Origin of the sequence: Actinoplanes solisilvae (assembly GCF_003999975.1) — a bacterium.
Lineage (GTDB): Bacteria > Actinomycetota > Actinomycetes > Mycobacteriales > Micromonosporaceae > Actinoplanes > Actinoplanes solisilvae.
The window spans coordinates 336,141-357,009 of record NZ_RJAC01000005.1; the positions used below are offsets into that span (position 1 = coordinate 336,141).

Genomic DNA, 20,869 nt, shown 5'->3' on the forward strand with positions numbered 1-20,869 from the left:
ATGACTGCCATCGCCCCGCCGAGCACCAAGTCGCAGGTGCTGCGTTCCTTCGACGTTGCCGAATTCCCGGCTCTGAACGGCCTGGAGGAGGAGTGGCGCTTCACGCCGCTCAAGCGCCTGCGCGAGCTCGTCACCGCCACCTCGCTGACCGGCACCGCGCCGCAGCTGGAGCACGGTGACCTGCCCGTCGGCGTCGCCGTGCGGACCGTCGACAAGGTCGACCCCGTCCTCACGCCGTTCGACCGGATCAGCGCGCTGGCCTTCGGCGCGGCCGCGGGCGTGACCCTCATCGAGGTCGCGCCCGAGACCGAGCCCGAGCAGGCCGTCGTGATCCGCCTGGTCGGCAAGGGCGGTGAGGCCGCGGCCGCGCGCACCTTCGTCAAGGTGGGCTCGTTCGCCAAGGTCACGATCGTGCTCGAGCAGACCGGCACGGCCACCCTGGCCGACAACATCGAGGTCCTGGTGGGCGACAGTGCCCAGCTGACCTTCGTGACGGTCGCCGATTGGGACGCCGGCGCCGTGCAGGCCCAGCACGTGAAGATCCGGGTCGGCCGCGACGCGCGGGCCAGCCACGTGCAGGTCGCGCTCGGCGGTGACCTGGTCCGCCAGTTCACCAGCGTGGAATACGCCGGCCGTGGTGGCGACGCCGAGCTGTGGGGTCTCTACTTCGCCGACTCCGGTCAGCACTTCGAGCACCGCCAGCTCGTCGATCACTCGGTTCCGGACTGCCGCAGCTACGTCGGCTACCGGGGTGCCCTGCAGGGCACGTCGGCGCACACCGTCTGGGTCGGCGACGTGCTGATCCGCGCGGAGGCCACGGGCACCGACACGTACGAGATCAACCGCAACCTCATCCTGACCGACGGAGCGCGCGCTGACTCCGTACCCAATCTCGAAATCGAGACGGGTGAGATCGTCGGTGCCGGCCACGCCAGCGCCACCGGCCGCTTCGACGAGGAGCAGCTGTTCTACCTGATGGCGCGCGGCATCCCCGAGGGTGAGGCGCGCAAGCTCGTCGTGCGCGGCTTCTTCGCCGAGCTGCTCAACAAGATCCCGGTCGAGGAGCTGCGTCAGCGGCTGGGCGACGCGATCGAGAACCGCCTGGCGGGAGTCGGCGCGTGAGTTTCGAACGTGTGGGCCCGGTCGCGGACGTCGCCAAGGGCGCCGTGATCGCGGTCGAGCTCGACGGCGTCGACATCGCGGTGGTCCACGCCGACGACGACAACTTCTACGCCGTACGCGATGAGTGCTCGCACGCCGCGGTCCCGCTCTCCGAGGGCGAGGTCGAGGGGTGCACGCTGGAGTGCTGGCTGCACGGTTCCCGGTTCGACCTGCGCACCGGCGAGCCGAGCGGGCCACCCGCGTTCACCCCGGTGGCGACCTACCCCGTCGAGATCCGCGACGGCGACATCTATGTTTCGACGACACCGAGTAATGGAGTAAACCCGTGAGCACCTTGGAGATCCGCGACCTGCAGGTGTCGGTCAAGCTGCCCGAGGGCGAGCTGAAGCCGATCCTGGCCGGGGTCGACCTGACCGTGAAGGCGGGCGAGACCCACGCCATCATGGGTCCGAACGGCTCGGGCAAGTCGACGCTGGCCTACTCCATCGCGGGCCACCCGAAGTACGAGATCACCGGCGGCTCGGTCACCCTGGACGGCGACGACGTGCTGGCCATGACCGTCGACGAGCGCGCTCGTGCCGGCCTGTTCCTGGCCATGCAGTACCCGGTCGAGGTCCCCGGCGTGTCCGTGGCGAACTTCCTGCGTACGGCCAAGACCGCCATCGACGGCGAGGCGCCGAAGCTGCGCACCTGGGCCGGCGAGCTGCGCGGGGCCATGGAGAAGCTGCAGATGGACCCCGCGTTCGCCCAGCGCAACGTGAACGAGGGCTTCTCCGGCGGCGAGAAGAAGCGCCACGAGATCATGCAGCTCGAGCTGCTCAAGCCGAAGATGGCGATCCTCGACGAGACCGACTCGGGCCTCGACATCGACGCCCTGCGGGTCGTCAGCGAGGGTGTCAACCGGGTGCGCGAGACCGGCGACACCGGCCTGCTGCTGATCACCCACTACACCCGCATCCTGCGCTACATCAAGCCGGACTACGTGCACGTCTTCGTGGCCGGCAAGATCGTTCAGGAGGGCGGCCCGGAGCTCGCCGAGCAGCTCGAAGCCGAGGGCTACGAGCGCTACGTCGGCACCCGCGTCTGACCTTCCCGACGGGAGAGACAAAACGATGACGTTCGACGTGGCCCGGGTCCGAGCCGACTTCCCGATTCTCAGCCGGGAGGTCAACGGCCACCCGCTGGTCTATCTGGACAGTGCGAACACCTCGCAGAAACCGGTGCAGGTGCTCGACGCCATGCGCGTGCACAACGAGCGGCACAACGGCAACGTGTCCCGCTCGGTGCACACGCTCGGCACCGAGGCCACGTCTGCGTACGAGGACGCCCGCGGCAAGATCGCGGCGTTCATCGGCGCGGCGACCCCCGACGAGATCGTCTTCACGAAGAACTCGACCGAGGCGATCAACCTGGTCGCGCACTCGCTCGGGCAGCACTTGGCGCTGAAGCCCGGTGACGAGATTGTGATCTCCGAGATGGAGCATCACTCGAACATCGTCCCGTGGCAGTTGCTGTGCGAGCGCACCGGCGCCACGCTGCGCTGGTTCGGCACGACCGAGGACGGCCGGCTCGACCTCGCTCCGCTCGACTCGTTGATCAACGAGCGTACGAAGATCGTCTCGCTCGTGCACATGTCCAATGTGCTCGGCACGATCAACGACGTCTCCGGCATCATCGCCCGGGCTCACGATGCCGGCGCGCTGGTCATGCTCGACTGCTCGCAGTCGGTGCCGCACCTGCCGGTCGACGTGCAGGCGCTCGGAGCCGACTTCATCGCGTTCACCGGCCACAAGATGCTCGGCCCGACCGGCATCGGCGTGCTCTGGGGCCGCTATGCGCTGCTCGCCGAGATGCCGCCGTTCCTGGCCGGCGGTTCGATGATCGAGACGGTGACGATGGGCGGCACCACCTACGCCGCCCCGCCCGCCCGTTTCGAGGCCGGCACGCCGCCGATCGCCGAGGCGGTCGGTCTCGGTGCCGCGGTCGACTACCTGAACGCGCTGGGCATGGAAGCCGTCCACCAGCATGAGCAGGACATCACCGCGTACGCCCTCAAGGCCCTGACCGACGTGCCCGGGGTTCGCCTCTTCGGTCCGTCGACCCCCGAGGGGCGCGGCGGCACGCTGTCGTTCGCGGTCGACGGCGTTCACCCCCACGATGTGGGCCAGATTCTCGACGCGCTCGGTGTCGAGGTGCGCGTCGGGCACCACTGCGCGAAGCCGACCTGCGCCCGTTTCGGGGTGCCGGCCATGACCCGCGCGTCGTTCTATCTCTACACGACCACGGACGAGATCGACGCCCTCGTCCAGGGCCTCGACGAGGTCAAGAAGGTATTCGGCTGATGATGCTCGACGGGCTCTACCAGGAGATCATCCTGGATCACTACAAGCACCCGCACGGCCGTGGCCTGCGCGACCCGTTCAACGGCGAGGCGCACCACGTCAACCCGACCTGCGGCGACGAGATCACGGTACGGGTCAGCGCCTCCGACGGCAGCTTCTCCGACATCTCGTACGACGGTCTGGGCTGCTCGATCAGCCAGGCGTCCGCGTCGGTGCTGCACGAACTGCTTCAAGGCCGTACGGCTTCGGACGCGGCTTCCGTGCACGAGGCGTTCGTCGAGCTGATGCAGGGACGCGGCCAGGTCGAGCCCGACGAGGACGTGCTCGGCGACGGCATCGCGTTCGCCGGGGTCGCGAAGTTCCCGGCCCGGGTGAAGTGCGCTCTGCTGCCGTGGATGGCTTTCAAGGACGCGGCGGCCCGCGCCGGTGTCGACGTTTCTTCAGAGGTTTCTTCCGAGGTGAAAGCATGACTGACACTCCCATCACCGAAACTCCGGCCTCTTCCGACGAGGCCGCCGTCGCGGTGTCCAAGGCCTCCATCGACGACATCGAAGAGGCGATGAAGGACGTCGTCGACCCCGAACTGGGGATCAACGTCGTCGACCTCGGTCTCGTCTACGGCACCCACGTGGACGAGGAGAACATCGCCACCCTCGACATGACGCTCACCTCGGCGGCCTGCCCGCTGACCGACGTCATCGAGGACCAGACGCGTACGGCGCTGACCACCGGCCCGGGTGGCGGCCTGGTCAAGGACTTCCGCATCAACTGGGTGTGGCTGCCGCCGTGGGGACCCGACAAGATCACCGACGACGGCCGCGAGCAACTGCGGGCGCTCGGCTTCAACGTCTGATTTCTGTCGGACCCCACTGCTACAAACAGGGCATGGAACTTCAGGCCCTCATCTCTCTTGTCTCCGAGCGGTCGGCGGCCCTGCGTGACGCAGTGGCCGCCGCTGCCGTTCCCGACGCCCGCGTTCCCGGCTGCCCCGAGTGGGACCTGCGTGATCTCGTGTCCCACCTGGGCGCGGTGCAGCGGTTCTGGGCCGTGGTGGTGACCGCGGGCGACACGACCGGGCCCCCATCCCCTGAGCAGCTCGGCGATCGCGAGCCCCACGGTGACCTGCTCGCCTGGTCGGCCGAGTCGACTTCGCTGCTGCTGTCGGCCCTGCGAGCCGCGCCCGGTGCCGAGGCCCCGGCCTGGGCCTGGTGGGGTGCCTCCTCGGTGCCGCTCACCGTCGGCGCGATCGCCCGCCACCAGGTGCAAGAGGCAGCGGTGCACGCCTACGACGCACAGGAAACGGTGGGCGAGCCCTCGTCGCTGCCGGGGGATGTCGCCGTCGACGGGGTGGCCGAGTTTCTTGAGGTCGCCGTCGGGTCGCTGGGCGCGTGGCCGCACAAGCCGGCGCGGGTCGCCTTCGTCGCGGTCGACGGGCCCACTCACGTGCTCGACCTGACGCCGGCCGGTGGGCGGCTCGATCCGGCCGTCGGCGGCGATCCGGTGGTGAGCGTGCGGGGGTCGGCCAGCGACCTCGTGCTCACCCTTTACGGGCGGGTGCCTTTCGACGAGTTGCGGGTGGAGGGTGACCGCGAGGTGCTCACCCAGCTGCGCCGGTGGTCCAATCCCGACTGATCATGTCGCCGGGATGCGATGCGGGCATCCGGCTGTGGCCGTTCACCTCCCTCGACCGCGGGGTGGGCTGTCAGCGCCGCGGGCATGACGAGGAGGGCGATCAGGTCAGGCCGGGGGCAGGTGGTCGACCGAGTTGTAATAGGCCAGCTCGAGGCGGCCGTCCACATCGACGAAACGGGTCAGGGAAGCGTTGCGGACGTTGCCGGCGGCGCGCTCGGCCGCGAGCACCTGCTCCCAGTCGAGGCGCTCGATGACGGCGCGCATCATGAGGACGACGGCGTCGTGGGCGACCACGATGACCCGCTTGCCGGCGTGGTCGCGGTTCAGGTCGTCGAGGAACAAGCCGAGGCGCACTTCGATGTCGGCGAACGACTCGCCGCCCGGCGGGGCGTAACGGTATTCACCGGCGTCGGCGCGGCGCTGGGCCTCGTCGGGGAAGCGCTGTGCCACGGCGGCCCGGGTGAGCATCTCGAGGTCGCCCAGCAGCCGGTCGACGAGGCGGTCGTCTGTCGTCGGCTCGGGCAGGTCGACGCCCGATCTCTCGACCGCGATCCGCCAGGTCTCGCGGGCCCGCAGGTAGGGCGAGGTGATGGCGATCTGGGGACGGCCGTTCTCGGGCCGATCGCCGAGCCACTCGCCCAGCGCCGCGGCCTGGCGCACGCCGAGCTCGGTCAGCGGCACCTCGGCGTCGCGTCCACTGACCTCGGCTTCGAGCAGCTCCTCCGCGTCGGCGGCGGGAAAGGCCACGTTGGCCACGCTCTGCCCGTGCCGGACGAGGAAAAGTTCGGCGACAACACCCATGATCCGAAGCCTATCCGGTCAGGTTGTCCGGAAGCCGACGCGATAAGCCTACGGGGGCACGCCGGCCAAGCGGCGCGATAGGGGCGCCGCGCGACGCCGTCGTGGAAGCCGCCGGTCCGGGCCACCGCGTCGATCGGGAGCGCGGCCCTGATACGGCGGCCGACTATCTGATCGGGGCGAACAGCGGTTCGCTAGGACGATGTCCAGTTCGTGGATCGCACCGCAACCGGGACGGCGGACCACGATTCGGTCAGTTCCCGTAGCGGCTGAGGGCGGGCGACGAGATACCCCTGCACCTGGTCACACTCGAGTGCGGCCAGGCGCTCGAGCTGGGCGGCGTTCTCCACCCCCTCCGCGATGACCTGCATGCCGAGCGCGTGTCCCATGCCGACGACGGCACCGACAATGGCGACGCTCGACTCGTCCACGTCGAGGGCCGACACGAACGACCGGTCGATCTTCAGGGATTGCGCCGGGATCTGGCGAAGATAGGACAGCGACGAGTAGCCGGTGCCGAAGTCGTCGATGGCCAGCCGGACGCCGAGCGCACGAAGCCGGCCCAGGTTGGCGGCGGTTGTCGCGTTGTCGGCCGCGAGCGTGGTCTCGGTCAGTTCCATGACGAGTTGGTCGGGCCGCAGTCCCGTGCTCTGCAGAGCGTTGCTCACGGTATCGACGATGCCGCTGTGCTGGAGGTCGCGGGCCGAGAGGTTGACCGAAAGCGTCAGCTCACGGTACTTCGAGGCGGTGAACTCCTCGCACGCGCGCTTGACCGCCCAGGCGTCGATGGCGGTGATCACGTGGCTTTCCTCGGCGATCGGGATGAACGAGTCGGCCGCGAGCAATCCATGGCCGGGACGCTGCCAGCGTACGAGCGCCTCGACGCCGGTCACGGTCCGGTCCGCGATTCTCATGATCGGTTGGTAGTGCATCACCAATTGGTTCGCCTCGACGACGTCCCGCAGTGCGTTGATCGTGGCCAGCCGGCCATCGAGGCGGTCCGAGACGTCGTCGTTGAAGATCGTGTATTGGCTGCGGCCCCCGGCTTTGGCTTCGTACATTGCCATATCGGCCCTGCGGAGCAGGTCGTCGACGGACAGGGCGTCGGCGTTGGCCAGCGCGATGCCGATGCTCGCACTGATGGCGGTGTTGTTGCCGCCCATCCGGAACGGCCGTCCGAGTTGATCCACGATGCGTTCGGCGGTCGCGGTCGCCGTCGCGAAGCCATCGACGTCGCGCAGAATCACGACGAACTCGTCGCCGCCGAGACGGGCCACCACGTCGCGACCGCGGATCGTCGCCTGGATCCGTTCGGCGACGCGGATGAGCAACTCGTCACCGACCGGATGGCCGAGACTGTCGTTGACCATTTTGAAACCGTCGAGATCGATGAACAGCACGGCGACATCGCTGCCGATCAATCTGCTCTCGTCGAGCGCGGCGCGGAGCAGCTCGACGAGTGCGGCGCGGTTGGGCAGCCCGGTGAGGGTGTCGTGGCGGGCCTGCCGGCTCAGCACGTCGTGCAGCGCTCGCATCTCGTCGGAGGAGATCTCGATCGAGCGTTCCAGCGTGTAGCGGTCGTCCTCCGACGCACGGTAGGACGCACTGACCCGGTCGAGGAACCTGGCCCACCCGCCGAGGTCAGGCGGCGTGTCCGGCGCCAGTCCGAGGCGGCGGAGTTGCCGCTCGAGGGTCCGGTGGCGGCCCAGGCCTTCATTCATCGGCACTCGAGTCCTCGTCGCCGGTCTCCCAGAACGACGTGAGTGTCATCGTCTGGTTGTGCAGATCGCAGGTGCCGGTGACGATCGGCGCGATCTCGCCGTAGGAGTAGAAGCCCACGAGGTGGCTCTGGGGCGGAAGGCCGGAGAGGACGGCCTCGAGCTCGTCCTCGGTACGCCCGCCGAGAATCAGCCGTCTCCCCACACAGCTGACCGCGACGGTGAGCGCCCCGGGCGGCAGGTCCGTCGCGGTCTGCGAGGCCGCGTCGGACGCGCCGTCGATCAGGCGGTCCAGGCTGGCCCGCATGAGCTGGACGGTGGACCCGACCGGTACGTCACCGGCGAAGGTCATGCTCTGGGCGTTCTCGTCGATGGCGAGGACCGTGCGCACGACTCTGCGGTCCGGTGCCTCGGGGGTCCAGATGGCGAGAGGGAACAGCAGCGCGGTTGCCGGGAGCCCGGCCGCCCGCTCTCCCAGATATCTCTTGTACAGCTCGAGGGCGGGTTGCCCGTCCAGCTCGGACAGAATATTGCCGTCCGACCGGGTGACGAGACGTCGGGGGCCGAAGATGTCCCAGCCGCCACGCGAACCCGTGGTGACCCGGATGTGTGGCCCGGCCAGGCCGACCGCGGTGACGTGGCCGCTTCGCGGCTCGCCGTCGATGAGGACCCAGGTGCGTTCGAAGCGGTCGCCGTCGGCGGCGAGGCCTCCGCTGATGATCACGCCGGGGCCGGCGCCGGCGGCCAGGCCCGCTACCAACGGACTGCCGTTGACCTGGAGCCCGTCGGAGACGACGAAGACCGCTCGGAGGTCGGGCTCCTCGGCAGTGAGCTGTTTCGCGACGGAGAACCCGACGTCATACGATTCGCCGGCGTCGGCCACCTTTTCACTGACGAGGCGGATGCGGGTGTGCTCGAACCGCACCACGGACACCGCCAGCGAGCCGTCGGTGACCGTGTCGCCCGTGATCTCACCGGCGCTGGAGCAGCCGATGACGGTGGCGGAGGGAAACGCCGCGCAGAGTTCCCGGATCGGGGTCGGGTCATCGGCGAGCGAACCGCTGCCGAAGGCCAGCACCAGGGTCTTCGCGCCGTCGAGCGGCGGGAACGGTGTCGACCAGCCGGAATCAGGGTGCCAGGACATACTGAAGAGGTCCACGAGGCGGGTTTCCCTTGTCATTTAGCCCGATCGGCGTGTTGCCGTTACATCAGCTTTATCGACGTCACTCCACGAAGTCTGAGGAGTCCGCGACCTGTCTCGCCATCATCAGGCGTCTCTCCGGCTGAGGCCGCCGGAGCAGGCGCTGCCGATTGCCCGCGGCCATCGTTCGCGACGATCTTCGGGCACGGCGGGGCCGGACTCCAGTGTCGGGAAAATCGGTCGCGGCTGCGGGGCGGTTCCGTGCACCATGACGGCGTGACCAAGCCGATTCCGTACTCCGTTGTCCTAGTCGCTGTGGCTGATCGTGCCGGGCGACAGCAGCAGGGCGGCCTGACCGGATCGGCGGTCCGTCAGCAGCCGTCATGAGCGCGGCGTTTCTGGCCGGCGTCGTCGCCGGCTACGGGGTCGCACTGCCGATGGGCGCCATCGGGGTGCTCATCGCGGGGCTGAGCGCCCGCACCTCGCTGCGGGTCGGCGCAGCTGCCGGTCTTGGCGCGGCGACGGCGGACGGCGTCTTCGCCGCCATCGCGGTGGCCGGCGGAGCGGCTGTAGCCGGCGTGATCGCTCCGATCGCCGCGCCGCTGCGCTGGGCGGCCGCGGTGGTACTGCTCGTCATCGCCGCCGTGACGGCGCGGGCCGCCTTCCGCAGGCCGGAGACCGCGGCGGTCGAGGGCCGTCCGGCGACGCCGTGGGGAGCCTATGCCGGAGTCCTCGGCCTGACCCTGCTCAACCCGGCGACAGTCGTCTACTTCGCCGCGCTGGTGCTGGGCCGCGCCGGCGAGGGTGGGGGCGTACTTTTTGTCGTGGGTGTCGTCCTCGCGTCGGCGAGCTGGCAACTGGTCATAGCCGGCGGTGGCTCCCTGGTGGGCCGCTGGCTCACCGGCTCCCGGGGCCGCGCCGTCACAGCCCTGGTCTCCAGCGCGGTGATCGCTGTCCTCGCCATCCGACTGCTGTTGCCCTCGTGACCGAGCCCGGCACACGGCGGGTCAGGGGGTCAAGGCGCTACCGAGCCCGATTCCAAGGCTGCCCACACCGTGCCGTCGGAGGTGAGGGTGAGGCCCCTTTCACAGGTGTTTCGTGGCTTCGCGCACCGACAGGCCGGACAGGCTCGATCGATTGGCCTCGACGAACGATCGGACCGCCTCGGGATCGGTGCGCGCGTATTGGCGCAGCGCCCACCCGATCGCCTTGCGTACGAAGAAATCGCGGTGGCCGGCCTGGGCCGCGCAATAGCCGAAAAGCCGTTCCGTGTCGGTGGCCGCGCCGTAGTGCAGTTGGTGCAGGATCGCCGTGCGCACCACCCACATGTTGTCGTCGCGCGACCACGCATCCATCTCGAGAACGAGCGAGGGGTGCCGGGTCACCAGGCCGCCGACGAACCGCGTCGCGATCGGGTCGATCGTGTCCCACCAGGATTTCGTGGTGACCAGCGAGCGCGCGGTCGTCAGGAACCCGGGCCGGGGCACGGCCACGTGGCGGGTCAGATAGGAACAGGCCACGTATTGGAACTCGCGCTGATCGCGTACCCAGAGGGCCGACACGATCGACCGAAGGTCGTCTTCCGTCGGCGGCGGCAGCCCGGCCAGGGCCGCGCGTTCGAGTTTTCGCAGGGCGGGCGAGGGCAGCCCGAGAAACGGGAACTGATTTTTCATGTACGCGGCCTGGCCCTCGGCCCGCACCGGGTCGGCTGCGGGAAGCAGCACCTCGTCGAGCCGTGCGAGCAGCGAGGCGGTCAGGTCGCTCATGTTGAGGATCCTGCCACCGTAGTCTGACAAGAATGGGCGAACGGGCGGCCGCCGGCGGCGGGAAATGGGTGGATGTCGCACCGGAGCGGCTGGATCGGTGGCTCGAGAATTTTGGGCGCCGCCACGGCCCGTACCGGGAAGAGGGGTTGACCTTGATCGCTGAGGACGGCGCCTCGGCGGAGTGGCAGGTGCCGCCCGGCGTCGAGGCGGTCGAGACCCTCGCCGAGCTGGTCGCCAAGGCGCACGAGCCGCGAAAGCTGGGGTTGCTGCTCGCACGGAAGGGCGCGGTCGCGGTGGGCATCGCCGACGGCACCGAACTGGTCAAGTCCAAGGTGGACACGCATTACGTGCAGGGGCGCACGGCGGCCGGTGGGTGGTCCCAGCAGCGGTTCGCCCGGCGCCGCGACAACCAGGCCAAGGCGGCGGCGGCTGACGGCGCCGGCATCGTGGGGCGTCTGCTTCTTCCCGACGTACGATCGCTGGCCTCGGTCGTGACGGGCGGCGATCGCGCCGCGGTGGAGGCCATCCTCGCCACCCCGCAGCTCGCCCCGGTCGCCGCCGTGCGCGCCGAACGGTTCCTCGACGTGCCCGAGCCCCGGCACGCGGTTCTGGTGTCCGCGATTGCCGGGGCCCGGGCCGTGTCGGTGCTGGTGAAAGAGCCTTAGAACGCCGTCGCGCAGCTCTCCGGCGTACCCGTGTCGTAGCCCTTGCCGAAGGACTGCTGACGCTGTGCCGCCGTACCGTGGGTGAACTCGGCCGGGTTGACCGGGTTGCCGCTGCGCTTCTGCAGCACGTCGTCGCCGATCTGGCCGGCCGCCTGGATGCCCTCGTCGATGTCCTGCTGGGTCAGGCTCGTGAAGATCTTCTGACCCTTGGTGTCGGTCGTCTCGGTGGCCGCCTTGGCCCAGACGCCGGCGTAGCAGTCGGCCTGCAGCTCGAGCTTGACCGACAGCGCGTTCTGCTTGCTCTCGCTCGCTCCCTGCTGGGCGCGGCGCATCTTGGCCTCGGTACCGGTGATGTCCTGAATGTGGTGACCGTATTCGTGGGCCAGCACGTACGGCTGGGCGAACTCGCCGGGCGCCCCGAGCTGCTGGGCCAGCACGTCGTAGAACGTGAGGTCGATGTACACGTTGTTGTCGGCGGGGCAGTAGAACGGTCCGACGCCGGAGTCCGCCGCGCCGCAGCCCGTGTTCACCCGCTGCGAGAAGATCACGGTCTTGGCCGGCTGGTACTGCGTGCCGAAGTACTGCGGGGTCGCCTTCGACCAGTACGCCTGGATCGAGTTGATGTAGAGCACGTTGCGGCACTCGAGCTGCTTGGTCGCGCCCTCCTGCGAGCAGGACTGGCTGATGTTGGTGTTGTCGCCGCCGCCCGAGTCGTCGCCGCCGAGCTGGTTGACGCCGAAGTAACCGCCGACCACAACGAGCACGAGCGTGATGATGATGCCGACCAGCCCGCCACCGCCGACCGGCAGGCCGCCGAAGCCACCACCGCCTCCGCCGGAACCACGTCGATCCTCGACCTGACTGGTATCGATGTCGGCGTTCTCGTTGAGTTCCATCTCTTCCTCACTGATGCCGGTCCGGCGTGGGTGTGCGTTGCGTTACCCGATGATCTTGCTCGCTAATCGGGTGGGAGTTGCCGCGGGGCGCCCGGTACTATTGCTCTCGTGCTGCTCTGCCAAGGCTGACCTGCCCCGCGCCGACCGTTGAGATTTCGGATGGTCGGCGCCGACGTGTGCCCGGAGTCAGCCTTCCCTCCTGAGAGCGAGCCAGACAAGCCATGATCACCGCAACCGGACTCGAACTGCGCGCCGGCGCCCGCATCCTGCTGTCCCCGGTCACCCTGCGGGTGCAACCGGGCGACCGGATCGGTCTCGTCGGGCGCAACGGCGCGGGCAAGACCACCACGCTCAAGGTTCTGGCCGGTGAGGGCCAGCCCTACACCGGCACCGTCGAGCGCACCAGTGAGGTCGGCTATCTGCCGCAGGACCCGCGTACCGGCGATCTGAACGTGACCGGCCGTGACCGGGTGCTCAGCGCTCGCGGCCTCGACGCCATCATCTCCGAGATGCAGAAGCTCGAGATCGAGCTCGAAGAGAGCGCCGACGACAAGCTGATCCGGCGCTACGGCCAGCTGGAAGACCAGTTCTCCGCCCTGGGCGGTTACGCCGCCGAGGCCGAGGCCGCCCGTATCTGCTCGAACCTGGGCCTGCCCGACCGCGCGCTGGCGCAGACCATCGGCACCCTCTCCGGCGGTCAGCGCCGCCGCATCGAGCTCGCCCGCATCCTGTTCGCCAACTCCGGGCAGAACGGCAAGGGCATCCTGCTCCTCGACGAGCCGACCAACCACCTCGACCAGGACTCGATCGCCTGGCTGCGCGGCTACATGGCACAGCACAAGGGCGGCCTCGTGGTGATCAGCCACGACGTCGAGCTGCTCGAGGCCGCGGTCAACAAGGTCTGGTATCTCGACGCCAACCGCTCGGTCGTCGACATCTACAACCTGGGCTGGAAGAAGTATCTCGAGTCGCGCGAGACCGACGAGCGGCGGCGCCGCCGCGAGCGGGCCAACGCCGAGAAGAAGGCCGGCGCGCTGATGGCCCAGGCCGACAAGATGCGGGCCAAGGCCACCAAGACGATCGCCGCGCAGAACATGGCCCGCCGCGCCGAGAGGATGCTCGGCGACCTGGAAGAGGTGCGCACCTCCGACAAGGTGGCCAAGGTGCGGTTCCCGAACCCGGCGCCCTGCGGCAAGACCCCGCTCACGGCGAGCGGCCTTTCCAAATCGTACGGGTCTCTGGAGATCTTCACCGACGTGGACGTCGCGGTCGACCGGGGCTCGCGCGTGGCCATTCTGGGTCTGAACGGCGCCGGCAAGACCACCCTGCTGCGCATGCTCGGCGGCCTGCTCAAACCCGACACCGGTGAGGTGCGCGCGGGTCACGGCCTGCGGCTCGGTTATTACGCCCAGGAGCACGAGACCCTCGACGTCGACCGTACGATCCTCGAGCACATGCGCAGCGCGGCGGCCGACCAGACCGACACCGACCTGCGCAAGATCCTGGGAGCGTTCCTCTTCTCGGGTGACGACGTCGACAAGCCGGCCGGGGTGCTCTCCGGTGGCGAGAAGACCCGCCTTGCCCTGGCCACGCTGGTCTGCTCGGGCGCCAACGTGCTGCTGCTGGACGAGCCGACGAACAACCTCGACCCGATCAGCCGCGAGCAGGTGCTGGACGCGATCGCCAACTACCCGGGCGCGATTGTGCTGGTCACGCACGATGCCGGCGCGGTGCAGGCCCTCAAGCCCGACCGGGCCATTCTGCTGCCCGACGGCGACGAGGACGCGTGGAGCGACGACCTGCTGGAGCTCGTCGAACTGGCCTGATCGGCGAATCATCGCCATCGTCTCTTGTCAACCAGTGCCCACACAGACAGTGCGACGTTCGGGCGTTTGCGGTCAGGTCGGGCATTGATGCGGGCGCGCCGAAGTTGGCACGACCGGTTCGGCAGCGCTGGGTAGGCGTCGCATCGACGCTGAGTCATGTCCGGCCCGCCGCGGCCCTCGATCAGGAGTTTTCGCAGGTGATCGATGGTCTTGGGAGATAAGTGAACGTTGCCTTAGCGGTCTCGGGAAAGCCTGTCGCCCAAACGACTGTTAACTGTCTGACATTGATGGCCGTGGTCATCGTCAAGTTCCTGACAGTGACAAATGGGCACGTTGGCTACGCCTGGATACCTAGCGCATGATCGTTGGAGGCGGTCTAATAGGTGAGACCGTATGAACCGCACTGTCTGGGACGTGAGGATTCAAGATGCCAGCCACGGGCACTGCCACCAGCACTGAGAAGGGTCGCCGAATCGTCGGCAGCGAGCGCCAGTCATTGGCGAAGGACTTGGTGAAGCGCTACACCTCGGGTGAGAGCATTCGCGCGCTGGCCGCCTCGACCGGCCGGTCCTACGGATTCGTGCACCGGGTCCTCACCGAGTCCGGGGTCCAGCTCCGCCAGCGTGGCGGCGCTCGCCGCCGCAAGAAGGCGTGACGACCGGCGACGCCGCACCCGGCCTCCCCGCCGACGAGTCGGGCGTTCGCTTCGACCTGGACGGGCCGGTGGCAACGGTGACGTTGTCCCGGCCCGAGGTGCTCAATGCGCAAACTCCCGCGATGTGGGCCGAGCTGTCGAACATTTCGCGGAAATTACCTGGCGACGTACGAGTCGTCATTGTCCGGGGCGAAGGACGCGCCTTTTCGGCCGGCCTGGATCTGTCCGCGGCTCGCGGTGAAGGCGATTCTTCACTCGCCCGGCTCGCGCAGTTGTCGCCCGAGGAGAGCGCGGATCGGATTGCCGGCTTCCAGTCGGCGTTCACCTGGCTGCGTAACCCATCGATCGTGACGATCGCGGCCGTGCAGGGGCATGCCATCGGCGCCGGATTCCAGTTGGCGCTCAACTGCGACATGCGCGTGCTCGCCGACGACGCACGATTCTCGATGGCCGAAGTGACCCTCGGACTCGTACCCGACCTCGGCGGCACCAAAAGGCTGACCGAACTGGTCGGGGCGTCGCGCGCGCTGGAGATCTGCGTCACAGGCCGCCGGATCGCCGCCGGCGAGGCATCGCAGATGGGCCTGGCCACCGCCGTAGTGCCCGTCGCCGACCTGCAGGCCGCTGTGGCCGACCTGGCCGCCGCGGTGCTCGCCGCCGACCGGGGCGCCGTCGCCGAGATCAAGGCGCTGCTCGCCGGGGCCGGCCAACGCTCGTACGCCGAGCAGGACCGCGCCGAACGCGAGGCGCAGACCCGCCGCCTGCGCGAAATGCTAGGTGCGGGGGAGTAAGGACCGTTTCGGAATAGTCTCCTCACCACCCGGGTTGTCGTACCCTGCGGGCACACTCTCCCTTGCCCACATCACTGACGCCCGGGAGGTGACGAGATGAGCATGTCCAGCTGGACCATGCTGCGCTCTATCCAGAACTCGGACCGGGTGGCCGAACACCGCCTCCGCCAGGGCACGACCCGGCGGATCCTGCGTTACGCCCGGCCCTACCGCCGGGACATCCTGGTCTTCCTCATCACCGTGGTGCTCGCCGCCGTCATCGGCGTCGCGACACCCCTGCTCGCCGGCGACGTGGTCAACACGATCACCAAGGGTGGCGACGGCGCGGCCGCGCTGATCTTCAAGCTGGCCCTGGCCATCGCCGCGCTCGCCGTCGTCGACGCGTTTCTCTCCCTCGCCCAGCGGTGGTACTCCGCCCGCATCGGCGAGGGCATCATCCTCGACCTGCGCACCCGGGTCTACGACCACGTGCAGCGCATGCCGTTGCAGTTCTTCACCCGCACGCAGACCGGCGCCCTGGTCAGCCGGCTCAACAACGACGTCACCGGTGCCCAGCGCGCCTTCACGTCCACCCTCTCCGGCGTGGTCAGCAACGTCATCCAGCTCGTGCTCACCGCCGCCGTGATGTTCAGCCTGTCGTGGCAGATCACCACGCTTTCGCTGATCATGCTGCCGCTGTTCATCATCCCGGCCCGCCGGGTCGGCAAGCGCCTCGCCGACATCACGCGCGAGTCCTACAACCTCGACGCCAAGATGAACGCGACAATGACCGAGCGTTTCAACGTCTCCGGCGCGATGCTGGTCAAACTCTTCGGCCGCCCCGGCGCCGAGGCCTCACGCTTCGGTGAGCGGGCCGCCCGCGTCCGCGACATCGGCATCCAGCAGGCCATGTTCTCGCGCACGTTCTTCGTCGCCATGCTGCTGGTCGCCTCGCTGGCCCAGGCCCTCACCTACGGGCTGGGCGGCTGGCTCGCGGTCACCGGCAGCGTCACCGCCGGCACCGTGGTCACGCTCGCGCTGCTGCTCACCCGGCTCTACGGGCCGCTCACCGCGCTCAGCAACGTGCGCGTCGACGTCATGAGCGCCCTGGTCTCGTTCGACCGGGTCTTCGAGGTGCTCGACCTCAAACCGGGCATCGAGGAGAAGCCCGGCGCGGTCGACCTGCCCGCCGACGCGGGCCGCGTCGAGTTCCGCGACGTGCACTTCCGCTACCCCAGCGCGAGCGAGGTCTCGCTGGCCACACTCGAAGACGTCGCCAGCCTCGACCGTACGGAGAATTCGCCTGTCCTGCGCGGCGTCGACTTCACGGTCGAGCCGGGTCAGATGGTCGCGCTCGTGGGCCCGTCCGGCGCGGGCAAATCGACGACGTCGATGCTGGTCTCCCGCATCTACGACGTGACGGAAGGATCGGTACGGGTCGGCGGGGTCGACGTACGCGACGCGAAACTCGACTCGCTGCGCGACACCATCGGTGTCGTCACGCAGGACGCCCACCTGTTCCACGAGACCATCGCGGAAAACCTGCGATACGCGCGCCCCGAGGCGACCGACGACGAGATGTGGGAGGCGCTGCGCGGCGCCCAGGTGGCCGACCTGGTCGCCGGGCTGCCCGACGGGCTCGACACGGTCGTGGGCGAGCGCGGCTACCGCTTCTCGGGCGGCGAGAAACAGCGCCTGGCGATCGCCCGGCTGCTGCTCAAGCGCCCGTCGATCGTCGTGCTCGACGAGGCCACGGCCCACCTCGACAGCGAATCCGAGGCGGCCGTGCAGCGGGCGCTGGCCGTGGCGCTCGAGGGGCGTACGGCTCTGGTGATCGCCCACCGTCTCTCCACGGTTCGCGACGCCGACCAGATCCTGGTGCTCGACGCGGGCCGCATCGTCGAACGCGGCCGCCACGAAGAGCTGGTGGCGGCGGGCGGGCTCTACGCCGAGCTCTATCGCACCCAGTTCGCCGGCGCCTCCCCGACCCCCTACACCGAACAGGTCGAGATCGTCACCGTCCCGGCCGGCCAGATCGAGCCCTGACCGGCCGGCTCAGCCCACCGGCACGAGCTCGGTCACGTCAGAGTGGAGCTTGGCCAGGCCCTTGTCAAAAGTGGCGATTCGACCTCGCCTGCCGCGGGCGAGTTCAGCCAGGTAGGCATCTGTGACCTGACGATGGCCGATGACCCCGTCGAGCGACACCGCGTCGTAGGAGAGATCGTCGGTCCAGAACTCGTGACGTGGCAGGCCCATGAGAGTCGATATCAACGCCTTGGCCGTCTCGGCGGACTGCCCCTCCCGAAGGAGCAGCCGGACAAGGCTGCCCTGGGTGATGGGACACGTGGCGATCGGTTCGGAGCTGGAGGCGAACCAGGTCTCCGCAGCCGGGTGGTGGACATGATCGTCAACAACGAGAGCGATCAGGACATTGGCGTCCAGCAGAACAGTCATTGATCGTCGTCCAACGCCCGTACGTCGTCCGTGGTGATCGTGGTGCCGACATGAACCGTCGGCAAACCGGTCACCGCGCTGGTGGTGATCTCCCCGCGCGAACCCTGGCTGAGGCCACGGCGCATCAGCATGGCAACCGTTTCGCTAAGGCTGCGGGAGGTGTCCCGAGCAATCGAAGACGCCTGACGGTGCAGGTCGTCAGGAAGATCGATCGTCGTTCGCATGACTCAAGGATACGCCGGTGCATCATGATGCGGAGATGCAAAAGCGGCCGCCTCAGGTCGCGGCGCGGCCGCAGATGGCCAGCAGGCGGTCGAAGTCGTCGGCGTCGGCGGGTGTTGCCACCTCGGCACCGAAGACGCCCCGGGAGCGGCCCATCGGGGCCATCCGCTCGACGAAGGGGAGCACGGCTTTGACGGCGGAGTCGTCGGGCCGGTAGGGCTGGCCGGTCGCCCGGGCCAGGTCCCAGCCGTGCACCATCAGGTCGACCAGCACCAGGTTGCCCACCAGGGCCTGGGGCAGGCCCATCCGCGGGGACTCGCCCTCGAGCACGGCCGGGTCGGACCAGGCGGTGACCAGCCGCTCGGTCTCGTCGGCGAAGCGGTCGCGCCAGCCGTCGGCGACCACGTCGGGGGCGTTGCCGAACTCGGGCTGTTCCCTCGTCGCGAGCAACTGGAAGTTGACCACCACCTGGGAGAGGTGGTTGAGCAGGTCGCGCACCTGGAACTCGGTGCACGGCGTGGGGTCGCCGAGCTGTTCGTCGCGAATGCCCCGCACCACGGGAACGGTCCGCTCAGCAGCCGCCGCCAACAACGTACTGATCTCGGTAGTCATGGCCCGACCGTAGCGAAAATGCCCCCCGGCCGGCGTGGTCCTGTCCTGCGGCGGTCAGCTGTCAGTTCGGCACGATGTTTCGTCGATGGATCTCAGGGGATCGCGGCGCGCAGGTCGGCGAACGCGGCGGCCAGGTCGGGGAGCTGGAACCGCGCGTTGAGGCCGCTCGGGTTGGGGAGCACCCACACGGGCACGCCGCCGACCTCGTCCGGTTGCGGGCCCAGCGCGGCTTTGGGCCGGGCGAAGGCGGCCCGGTAGGCGGTGATGCCCAGGACGGCCAGGAAGCGGGGCTGCCACCTCGCGGCGAGCGCGGCCAGGGTCTCGCCGCCCGCGATCAGCTCGGCCGGGGTGAGCTCGTCGGCCCGGGTGGTCGCCCGGGCCACGACGTTGGTGATGCCCAGCCCCAGCGCGGGCAGTTCGAACTGCTCGGACGGGTGGAGCTGCCGCTCGGTGAAGCCGGACCGGTGCAGCGCCGGCCAGAAGCGGTTCCCTGGGCGGGCGAAGTGGTGGCCGGTCGCGGCCGAGTAGAGGCTCGGGTTGATGCCGGAGAAGAGCACCCGCAGGCCGGGGCCGATCAGGTCGGGCAGGGTGCGGTCGGCGGCGGCAGCCACCTCGGCCGCGGTCGGAGCAAACACCGTGCAAGCGTAGTCAGCGGCTCAGAGAGCGCGGGTGTTGCCGCCGTCGACGGCCAGCGTCACCCCGGTCACGTAGCTGGCCGCGGGGGACAGCAGGAACGCCGCCACCCGCCCGAACTCGGCCGGCTCGCCGAGACGCCGCATCGGGATCTTCGCCGCTACCTCGGCCGCGGCGGCGGAGGCGTCACCGGTGGCCGCGAACAACTCGCGGTTGCGGTCGGTCATGATGCGGCCGGGGAGCAGGCTGAAGATGCGGACGCCACGTGGGGCGTACTCGTCGGCCATGTCTTTCGCGGCCATCGCCAGGCCGGGTCGCAGGCCGTTGGAGAGGCCCAGGCCGGTCAGGGGCGCCTTCACCGACGTGGACAGGATCATCGCGATCGAGCCGCTCTCGGGTAGCGCCGTCGCGAAGACGCGGGCGGCCCGCAGCGAACCCAGGAACACGGTCTCGAAGGCGCTGCGCCACTGCTCGTCCGTCATCGACGCGGCCGTGCCCAGCGCCGGGCCGCCGACCGAGACCAGCGCCCCGTCGAAGCGGCCGAACCGTTCGACCGCCGTGTCGACGAGCGTGCGCGGCGCCTCGGAGTCGGCGAGGTCGACCGCCACCCCGGCGGCGCAGCGCGACCCGCCGAGAGCCTCGACCGCGTCGGCGACCGAGTCCTCCCCGCGCGACGAGATGATCACCCTGGCGCCGTCGGCGACCAGCGCCTCGGCCGTGGCGAACCCCAGTCCGCGCGAAGCTCCGGTGAGGACGTAGACGCGTTCGGCGAGACCTAGATCCATACGTTAGATCCTGCCATCGTGGGCTGCTCAGCGTTGCAGGGCGGCGGCGGTCGCAGCGTCGGCCGGGAGAAACGACTCGATCGCCAGCTCCGAAAGGGTGACGTCCAGGGGCGTACCCAGGACCGACGTGATGCTGAAGAAGGCCAGGTCGGCGAAGCGCAACGGTACGACCAGCCCATCGGGGCGGATTTCGGCGGTCCCGCCCGGATAGGCGGCGAGCTCGGCGCGCAGCTCGCGCAGAACCGGGTCGGCGGTCGCGGTGGCCTGCTGGTCGAGGCGGTGCAGCACGTGTGTGCGCCATTCGGGCAGGTTGCCGATGCGCGGGGCCATGCCGTCCGGGTGCAGCGACAGGCGCAGCACGTTGACCGGCGGCTCGAGCAGCGAGGGTGCGCATTTGTCGGTGAAGCGGGCGACGGCGTCGTTCGCGTCGACCATCGTCCAGTGCCGGTCGATGAGCACGGCCGGGTAGGGCGCGTGGCCGGCCAGCACGTCACGCAACGACGAGAGAACCGTTGCCAGGGGCGGCCCGTCCAAGGCCGATTCCCCGTACGCCGGAGCGAAGCCACCCGCGAGCAACAGCTCGTTGCGCGAGCGCAGCGGCACCCCGAGCTCGCCCGCGAGCCGCAGGATCATGTCGCGGGTCGGCTGCGACCGGCCGGTCTCGAGGAATGACAGGTGCCGCGCGGACACCCCGGCCCGCACCGACAGCTCGAGCTGGCTGAGCCGCCTCCCGTTACGCCACTCCCGCAGGAGTTGTCCGACCTTGCTCACGCCGACAGCGTAGGCAGTTCAGCTCGAGCGCGGGCACGGACGGCTGAGGTCCGGTCGCTCC

At 69.3% G+C, this 20,869-nt stretch carries 24 protein-coding genes; 13 read left to right on the top strand and 11 right to left on the bottom strand.

From position 1 onward, the window contains the following. Genes sufD through EER30_RS17215 form a run of 7 tightly spaced genes read left to right on the top strand, consistent with a single transcriptional unit; the run spans window position 1 to window position 5,096 of the window. Window positions 1-1,122, top strand: coding sequence for a Fe-S cluster assembly protein SufD (gene sufD / locus EER30_RS17185; protein ID WP_127501459.1), 1,122 nt, complete (start codon window positions 1-3; stop codon window positions 1,120-1,122). Continuing rightward, a complete protein-coding gene (locus EER30_RS17190) occupies window positions 1,119-1,451 on the top strand; it encodes a non-heme iron oxygenase ferredoxin subunit (RefSeq protein ID WP_127501460.1) in 333 nt (110 codons plus the stop codon). Before sufD ends, EER30_RS17190 begins: the two co-directional genes overlap by 4 nt. After that, a complete protein-coding gene (gene sufC / locus EER30_RS17195) occupies window positions 1,448-2,209 on the top strand; it encodes a Fe-S cluster assembly ATPase SufC (RefSeq protein ID WP_127501461.1) in 762 nt (253 codons plus the stop codon). The genes EER30_RS17190 and sufC overlap by 4 nt, the downstream gene beginning before the upstream one ends. 25 nt (window positions 2,210-2,234) lie before the next feature. After that, window positions 2,235-3,464 carry a cysteine desulfurase gene (locus EER30_RS17200; protein ID WP_127501462.1) on the top strand — a complete coding sequence of 410 codons (1,230 nt, stop codon included), beginning with the start codon at window positions 2,235-2,237 and terminating at the stop codon, window positions 3,462-3,464. Beyond that, the gene (sufU, locus tag EER30_RS17205) at window positions 3,464-3,934 is read left to right on the top strand and encodes a Fe-S cluster assembly sulfur transfer protein SufU (protein WP_127501463.1); all 471 of its coding nucleotides are present in this window, start codon (window positions 3,464-3,466) and stop codon (window positions 3,932-3,934) included. The genes EER30_RS17200 and sufU overlap by 1 nt, the downstream gene beginning before the upstream one ends. Then, window positions 3,931-4,317: a metal-sulfur cluster assembly factor gene (locus tag EER30_RS17210; RefSeq protein ID WP_127501464.1), complete on the top strand. Its 387-nt coding sequence runs from the start codon at window positions 3,931-3,933 to the stop codon at window positions 4,315-4,317. The genes sufU and EER30_RS17210 overlap by 4 nt, the downstream gene beginning before the upstream one ends. A gap of 32 nt (window positions 4,318-4,349) precedes the next feature. After that, on the top strand, window positions 4,350-5,096 hold the full coding sequence (locus EER30_RS17215) for a maleylpyruvate isomerase family mycothiol-dependent enzyme (RefSeq protein WP_127501465.1): 747 nt from the start codon (window positions 4,350-4,352) through the stop codon (window positions 5,094-5,096). Between the two features lie 105 nt (window positions 5,097-5,201). On the opposite strand, the gene EER30_RS17220 is transcribed toward EER30_RS17215, so the two are convergent. The 3 genes from EER30_RS17220 to EER30_RS17230 all read right to left on the bottom strand — a co-directional run bounded on the left by EER30_RS17220 (window position 5,202) and on the right by EER30_RS17230 (window position 8,771). Then, window positions 5,202-5,897: a histidine phosphatase family protein gene (locus EER30_RS17220; protein WP_127501466.1), complete on the bottom strand. Its 696-nt coding sequence runs from the start codon at window positions 5,895-5,897 to the stop codon at window positions 5,202-5,204. A 191-nt stretch (window positions 5,898-6,088) separates the two neighbouring features. After that, window positions 6,089-7,615, bottom strand: a complete 1,527-nt coding sequence (locus EER30_RS17225; RefSeq protein WP_127501467.1) for a putative bifunctional diguanylate cyclase/phosphodiesterase — start codon at window positions 7,613-7,615, stop codon at window positions 6,089-6,091. Continuing rightward, window positions 7,608-8,771 (bottom strand): FIST signal transduction protein, encoded by a 1,164-nt coding sequence (locus EER30_RS17230; RefSeq protein WP_205650264.1) that lies wholly within the window; start codon window positions 8,769-8,771, stop codon window positions 7,608-7,610. The genes EER30_RS17225 and EER30_RS17230 overlap by 8 nt, the downstream gene beginning before the upstream one ends. A 365-nt stretch (window positions 8,772-9,136) precedes the next feature. Here EER30_RS17230 and EER30_RS17235 point away from each other — a divergent pair, with 365 nt between their 5' ends. Then, window positions 9,137-9,739, top strand: coding sequence for a LysE family transporter (locus EER30_RS17235; RefSeq protein ID WP_127501468.1), 603 nt, complete (start codon window positions 9,137-9,139; stop codon window positions 9,737-9,739). Window positions 9,740-9,838: 99 nt separating this feature from the next. Here the strand turns inward: EER30_RS17235 and EER30_RS17240 are convergent, their stop codons facing one another. Next, a complete protein-coding gene (locus EER30_RS17240; RefSeq protein WP_127501469.1) occupies window positions 9,839-10,519 on the bottom strand; it encodes a DNA alkylation repair protein in 681 nt (226 codons plus the stop codon). A gap of 32 nt (window positions 10,520-10,551) precedes the next feature. On the opposite strand from EER30_RS17240, the gene EER30_RS17245 reads away from it, so the two are divergent. After that, window positions 10,552-11,184 (top strand): acVLRF1 family peptidyl-tRNA hydrolase, encoded by a 633-nt coding sequence (locus tag EER30_RS17245; protein WP_127501470.1) that lies wholly within the window; start codon window positions 10,552-10,554, stop codon window positions 11,182-11,184. Here the strand turns inward: EER30_RS17245 and ypfJ are convergent. Next, the gene (ypfJ, locus tag EER30_RS17250; RefSeq protein WP_127501471.1) at window positions 11,181-12,080 is read right to left on the bottom strand and encodes a KPN_02809 family neutral zinc metallopeptidase; all 900 of its coding nucleotides are present in this window, start codon (window positions 12,078-12,080) and stop codon (window positions 11,181-11,183) included. The genes EER30_RS17245 and ypfJ overlap by 4 nt on opposite strands. Before the next feature lie 221 nt (window positions 12,081-12,301). Here ypfJ and EER30_RS17255 point away from each other — a divergent pair, with 221 nt between their 5' ends. The 4 genes from EER30_RS17255 (at window position 12,302) to EER30_RS17270 (ending at window position 17,377) form a co-directional block, all read left to right on the top strand. Next, entirely contained in the window at window positions 12,302-13,906 is a 1,605-nt protein-coding gene (locus EER30_RS17255; protein ID WP_127501472.1) for an ABC-F family ATP-binding cassette domain-containing protein, read from the top strand. Window positions 13,907-14,333: 427 nt separating this feature from the next. Next, complete coding sequence (locus tag EER30_RS17260; RefSeq protein ID WP_127501473.1) at window positions 14,334-14,561, top strand: helix-turn-helix domain-containing protein; 228 nt, start codon at window positions 14,334-14,336, stop codon at window positions 14,559-14,561. After that, window positions 14,558-15,352, top strand: coding sequence for an enoyl-CoA hydratase/isomerase family protein (locus EER30_RS17265; protein ID WP_127501474.1), 795 nt, complete (start codon window positions 14,558-14,560; stop codon window positions 15,350-15,352). The genes EER30_RS17260 and EER30_RS17265 overlap by 4 nt, the downstream gene beginning before the upstream one ends. A 102-nt stretch (window positions 15,353-15,454) precedes the next feature. Further along, window positions 15,455-17,377 carry an ABC transporter ATP-binding protein gene (locus tag EER30_RS17270; protein WP_127501576.1) on the top strand — a complete coding sequence of 641 codons (1,923 nt, stop codon included), beginning with the start codon at window positions 15,455-15,457 and terminating at the stop codon, window positions 17,375-17,377. Between the two features lie 9 nt (window positions 17,378-17,386). On the opposite strand, the gene EER30_RS17275 is transcribed toward EER30_RS17270, so the two are convergent. The 6 genes from EER30_RS17275 to EER30_RS17300 form a co-directional block, all read right to left on the bottom strand. Further along, entirely contained in the window at window positions 17,387-17,785 is a 399-nt protein-coding gene (locus tag EER30_RS17275; protein WP_127501475.1) for a TA system VapC family ribonuclease toxin, read from the bottom strand. Then, the gene (locus EER30_RS17280; RefSeq protein WP_127501476.1) at window positions 17,782-18,009 is read right to left on the bottom strand and encodes an antitoxin; all 228 of its coding nucleotides are present in this window, start codon (window positions 18,007-18,009) and stop codon (window positions 17,782-17,784) included. Before EER30_RS17280 ends, EER30_RS17275 begins: the two co-directional genes overlap by 4 nt. Window positions 18,010-18,061: 52 nt before the next feature. Then, the gene (locus tag EER30_RS17285) at window positions 18,062-18,619 is read right to left on the bottom strand and encodes a TIGR03086 family metal-binding protein (protein ID WP_127501477.1); all 558 of its coding nucleotides are present in this window, start codon (window positions 18,617-18,619) and stop codon (window positions 18,062-18,064) included. Window positions 18,620-18,711: 92 nt separating this feature from the next. Further along, window positions 18,712-19,254, bottom strand: a complete 543-nt coding sequence (gene mug, locus EER30_RS17290) for a G/U mismatch-specific DNA glycosylase (RefSeq protein WP_127501478.1) — start codon at window positions 19,252-19,254, stop codon at window positions 18,712-18,714. 21 nt (window positions 19,255-19,275) lie between these two features. Then, window positions 19,276-20,037, bottom strand: a complete 762-nt coding sequence (locus tag EER30_RS17295; protein ID WP_127501479.1) for an SDR family oxidoreductase — start codon at window positions 20,035-20,037, stop codon at window positions 19,276-19,278. A gap of 27 nt (window positions 20,038-20,064) precedes the next feature. Beyond that, window positions 20,065-20,808 (bottom strand): helix-turn-helix domain-containing protein, encoded by a 744-nt coding sequence (locus EER30_RS17300; protein WP_127501480.1) that lies wholly within the window; start codon window positions 20,806-20,808, stop codon window positions 20,065-20,067. Window positions 20,809-20,869: the final 61 nt, after the last annotated feature.

What these genes read in the sequence shown, in the direction of transcription:
- sufD (WP_127501459.1), top strand. Translation starts at nt 1, where the DNA reads ATGACTGCCATCGCCCCGCCGAGCACCAAGTCGCAGGTGCTGCGTTCC.
- EER30_RS17200 (WP_127501462.1), top strand. Translation starts at nt 2,235, where the DNA reads ATGACGTTCGACGTGGCCCGGGTCCGAGCCGACTTCCCGATTCTCAGC.
- sufU (WP_127501463.1), top strand. Translation starts at nt 3,464, where the DNA reads ATGATGCTCGACGGGCTCTACCAGGAGATCATCCTGGATCACTACAAG.
- EER30_RS17210 (WP_127501464.1), top strand. Translation starts at nt 3,931, where the DNA reads ATGACTGACACTCCCATCACCGAAACTCCGGCCTCTTCCGACGAGGCC.
- EER30_RS17215 (WP_127501465.1), top strand. Translation starts at nt 4,350, where the DNA reads ATGGAACTTCAGGCCCTCATCTCTCTTGTCTCCGAGCGGTCGGCGGCC.
- EER30_RS17220 (WP_127501466.1), bottom strand. Translation starts at nt 5,897, where the DNA reads ATGGGTGTTGTCGCCGAACTTTTCCTCGTCCGGCACGGGCAGAGCGTG.
- EER30_RS17225 (WP_127501467.1), bottom strand. Translation starts at nt 7,615, where the DNA reads ATGAATGAAGGCCTGGGCCGCCACCGGACCCTCGAGCGGCAACTCCGC.
- EER30_RS17235 (WP_127501468.1), top strand. Translation starts at nt 9,137, where the DNA reads ATGAGCGCGGCGTTTCTGGCCGGCGTCGTCGCCGGCTACGGGGTCGCA.
- EER30_RS17240 (WP_127501469.1), bottom strand. Translation starts at nt 10,519, where the DNA reads ATGAGCGACCTGACCGCCTCGCTGCTCGCACGGCTCGACGAGGTGCTG.
- EER30_RS17245 (WP_127501470.1), top strand. Translation starts at nt 10,552, where the DNA reads ATGGGCGAACGGGCGGCCGCCGGCGGCGGGAAATGGGTGGATGTCGCA.
- ypfJ (WP_127501471.1), bottom strand. Translation starts at nt 12,080, where the DNA reads ATGGAACTCAACGAGAACGCCGACATCGATACCAGTCAGGTCGAGGAT.
- EER30_RS17255 (WP_127501472.1), top strand. Translation starts at nt 12,302, where the DNA reads ATGATCACCGCAACCGGACTCGAACTGCGCGCCGGCGCCCGCATCCTG.
- EER30_RS17260 (WP_127501473.1), top strand. Translation starts at nt 14,334, where the DNA reads ATGCCAGCCACGGGCACTGCCACCAGCACTGAGAAGGGTCGCCGAATC.
- EER30_RS17270 (WP_127501576.1), top strand. Translation starts at nt 15,455, where the DNA reads ATGTCCAGCTGGACCATGCTGCGCTCTATCCAGAACTCGGACCGGGTG.
- EER30_RS17275 (WP_127501475.1), bottom strand. Translation starts at nt 17,785, where the DNA reads ATGACTGTTCTGCTGGACGCCAATGTCCTGATCGCTCTCGTTGTTGAC.
- EER30_RS17280 (WP_127501476.1), bottom strand. Translation starts at nt 18,009, where the DNA reads ATGCGAACGACGATCGATCTTCCTGACGACCTGCACCGTCAGGCGTCT.
- EER30_RS17285 (WP_127501477.1), bottom strand. Translation starts at nt 18,619, where the DNA reads ATGACTACCGAGATCAGTACGTTGTTGGCGGCGGCTGCTGAGCGGACC.
- EER30_RS17295 (WP_127501479.1), bottom strand. Translation starts at nt 20,037, where the DNA reads ATGGATCTAGGTCTCGCCGAACGCGTCTACGTCCTCACCGGAGCTTCG.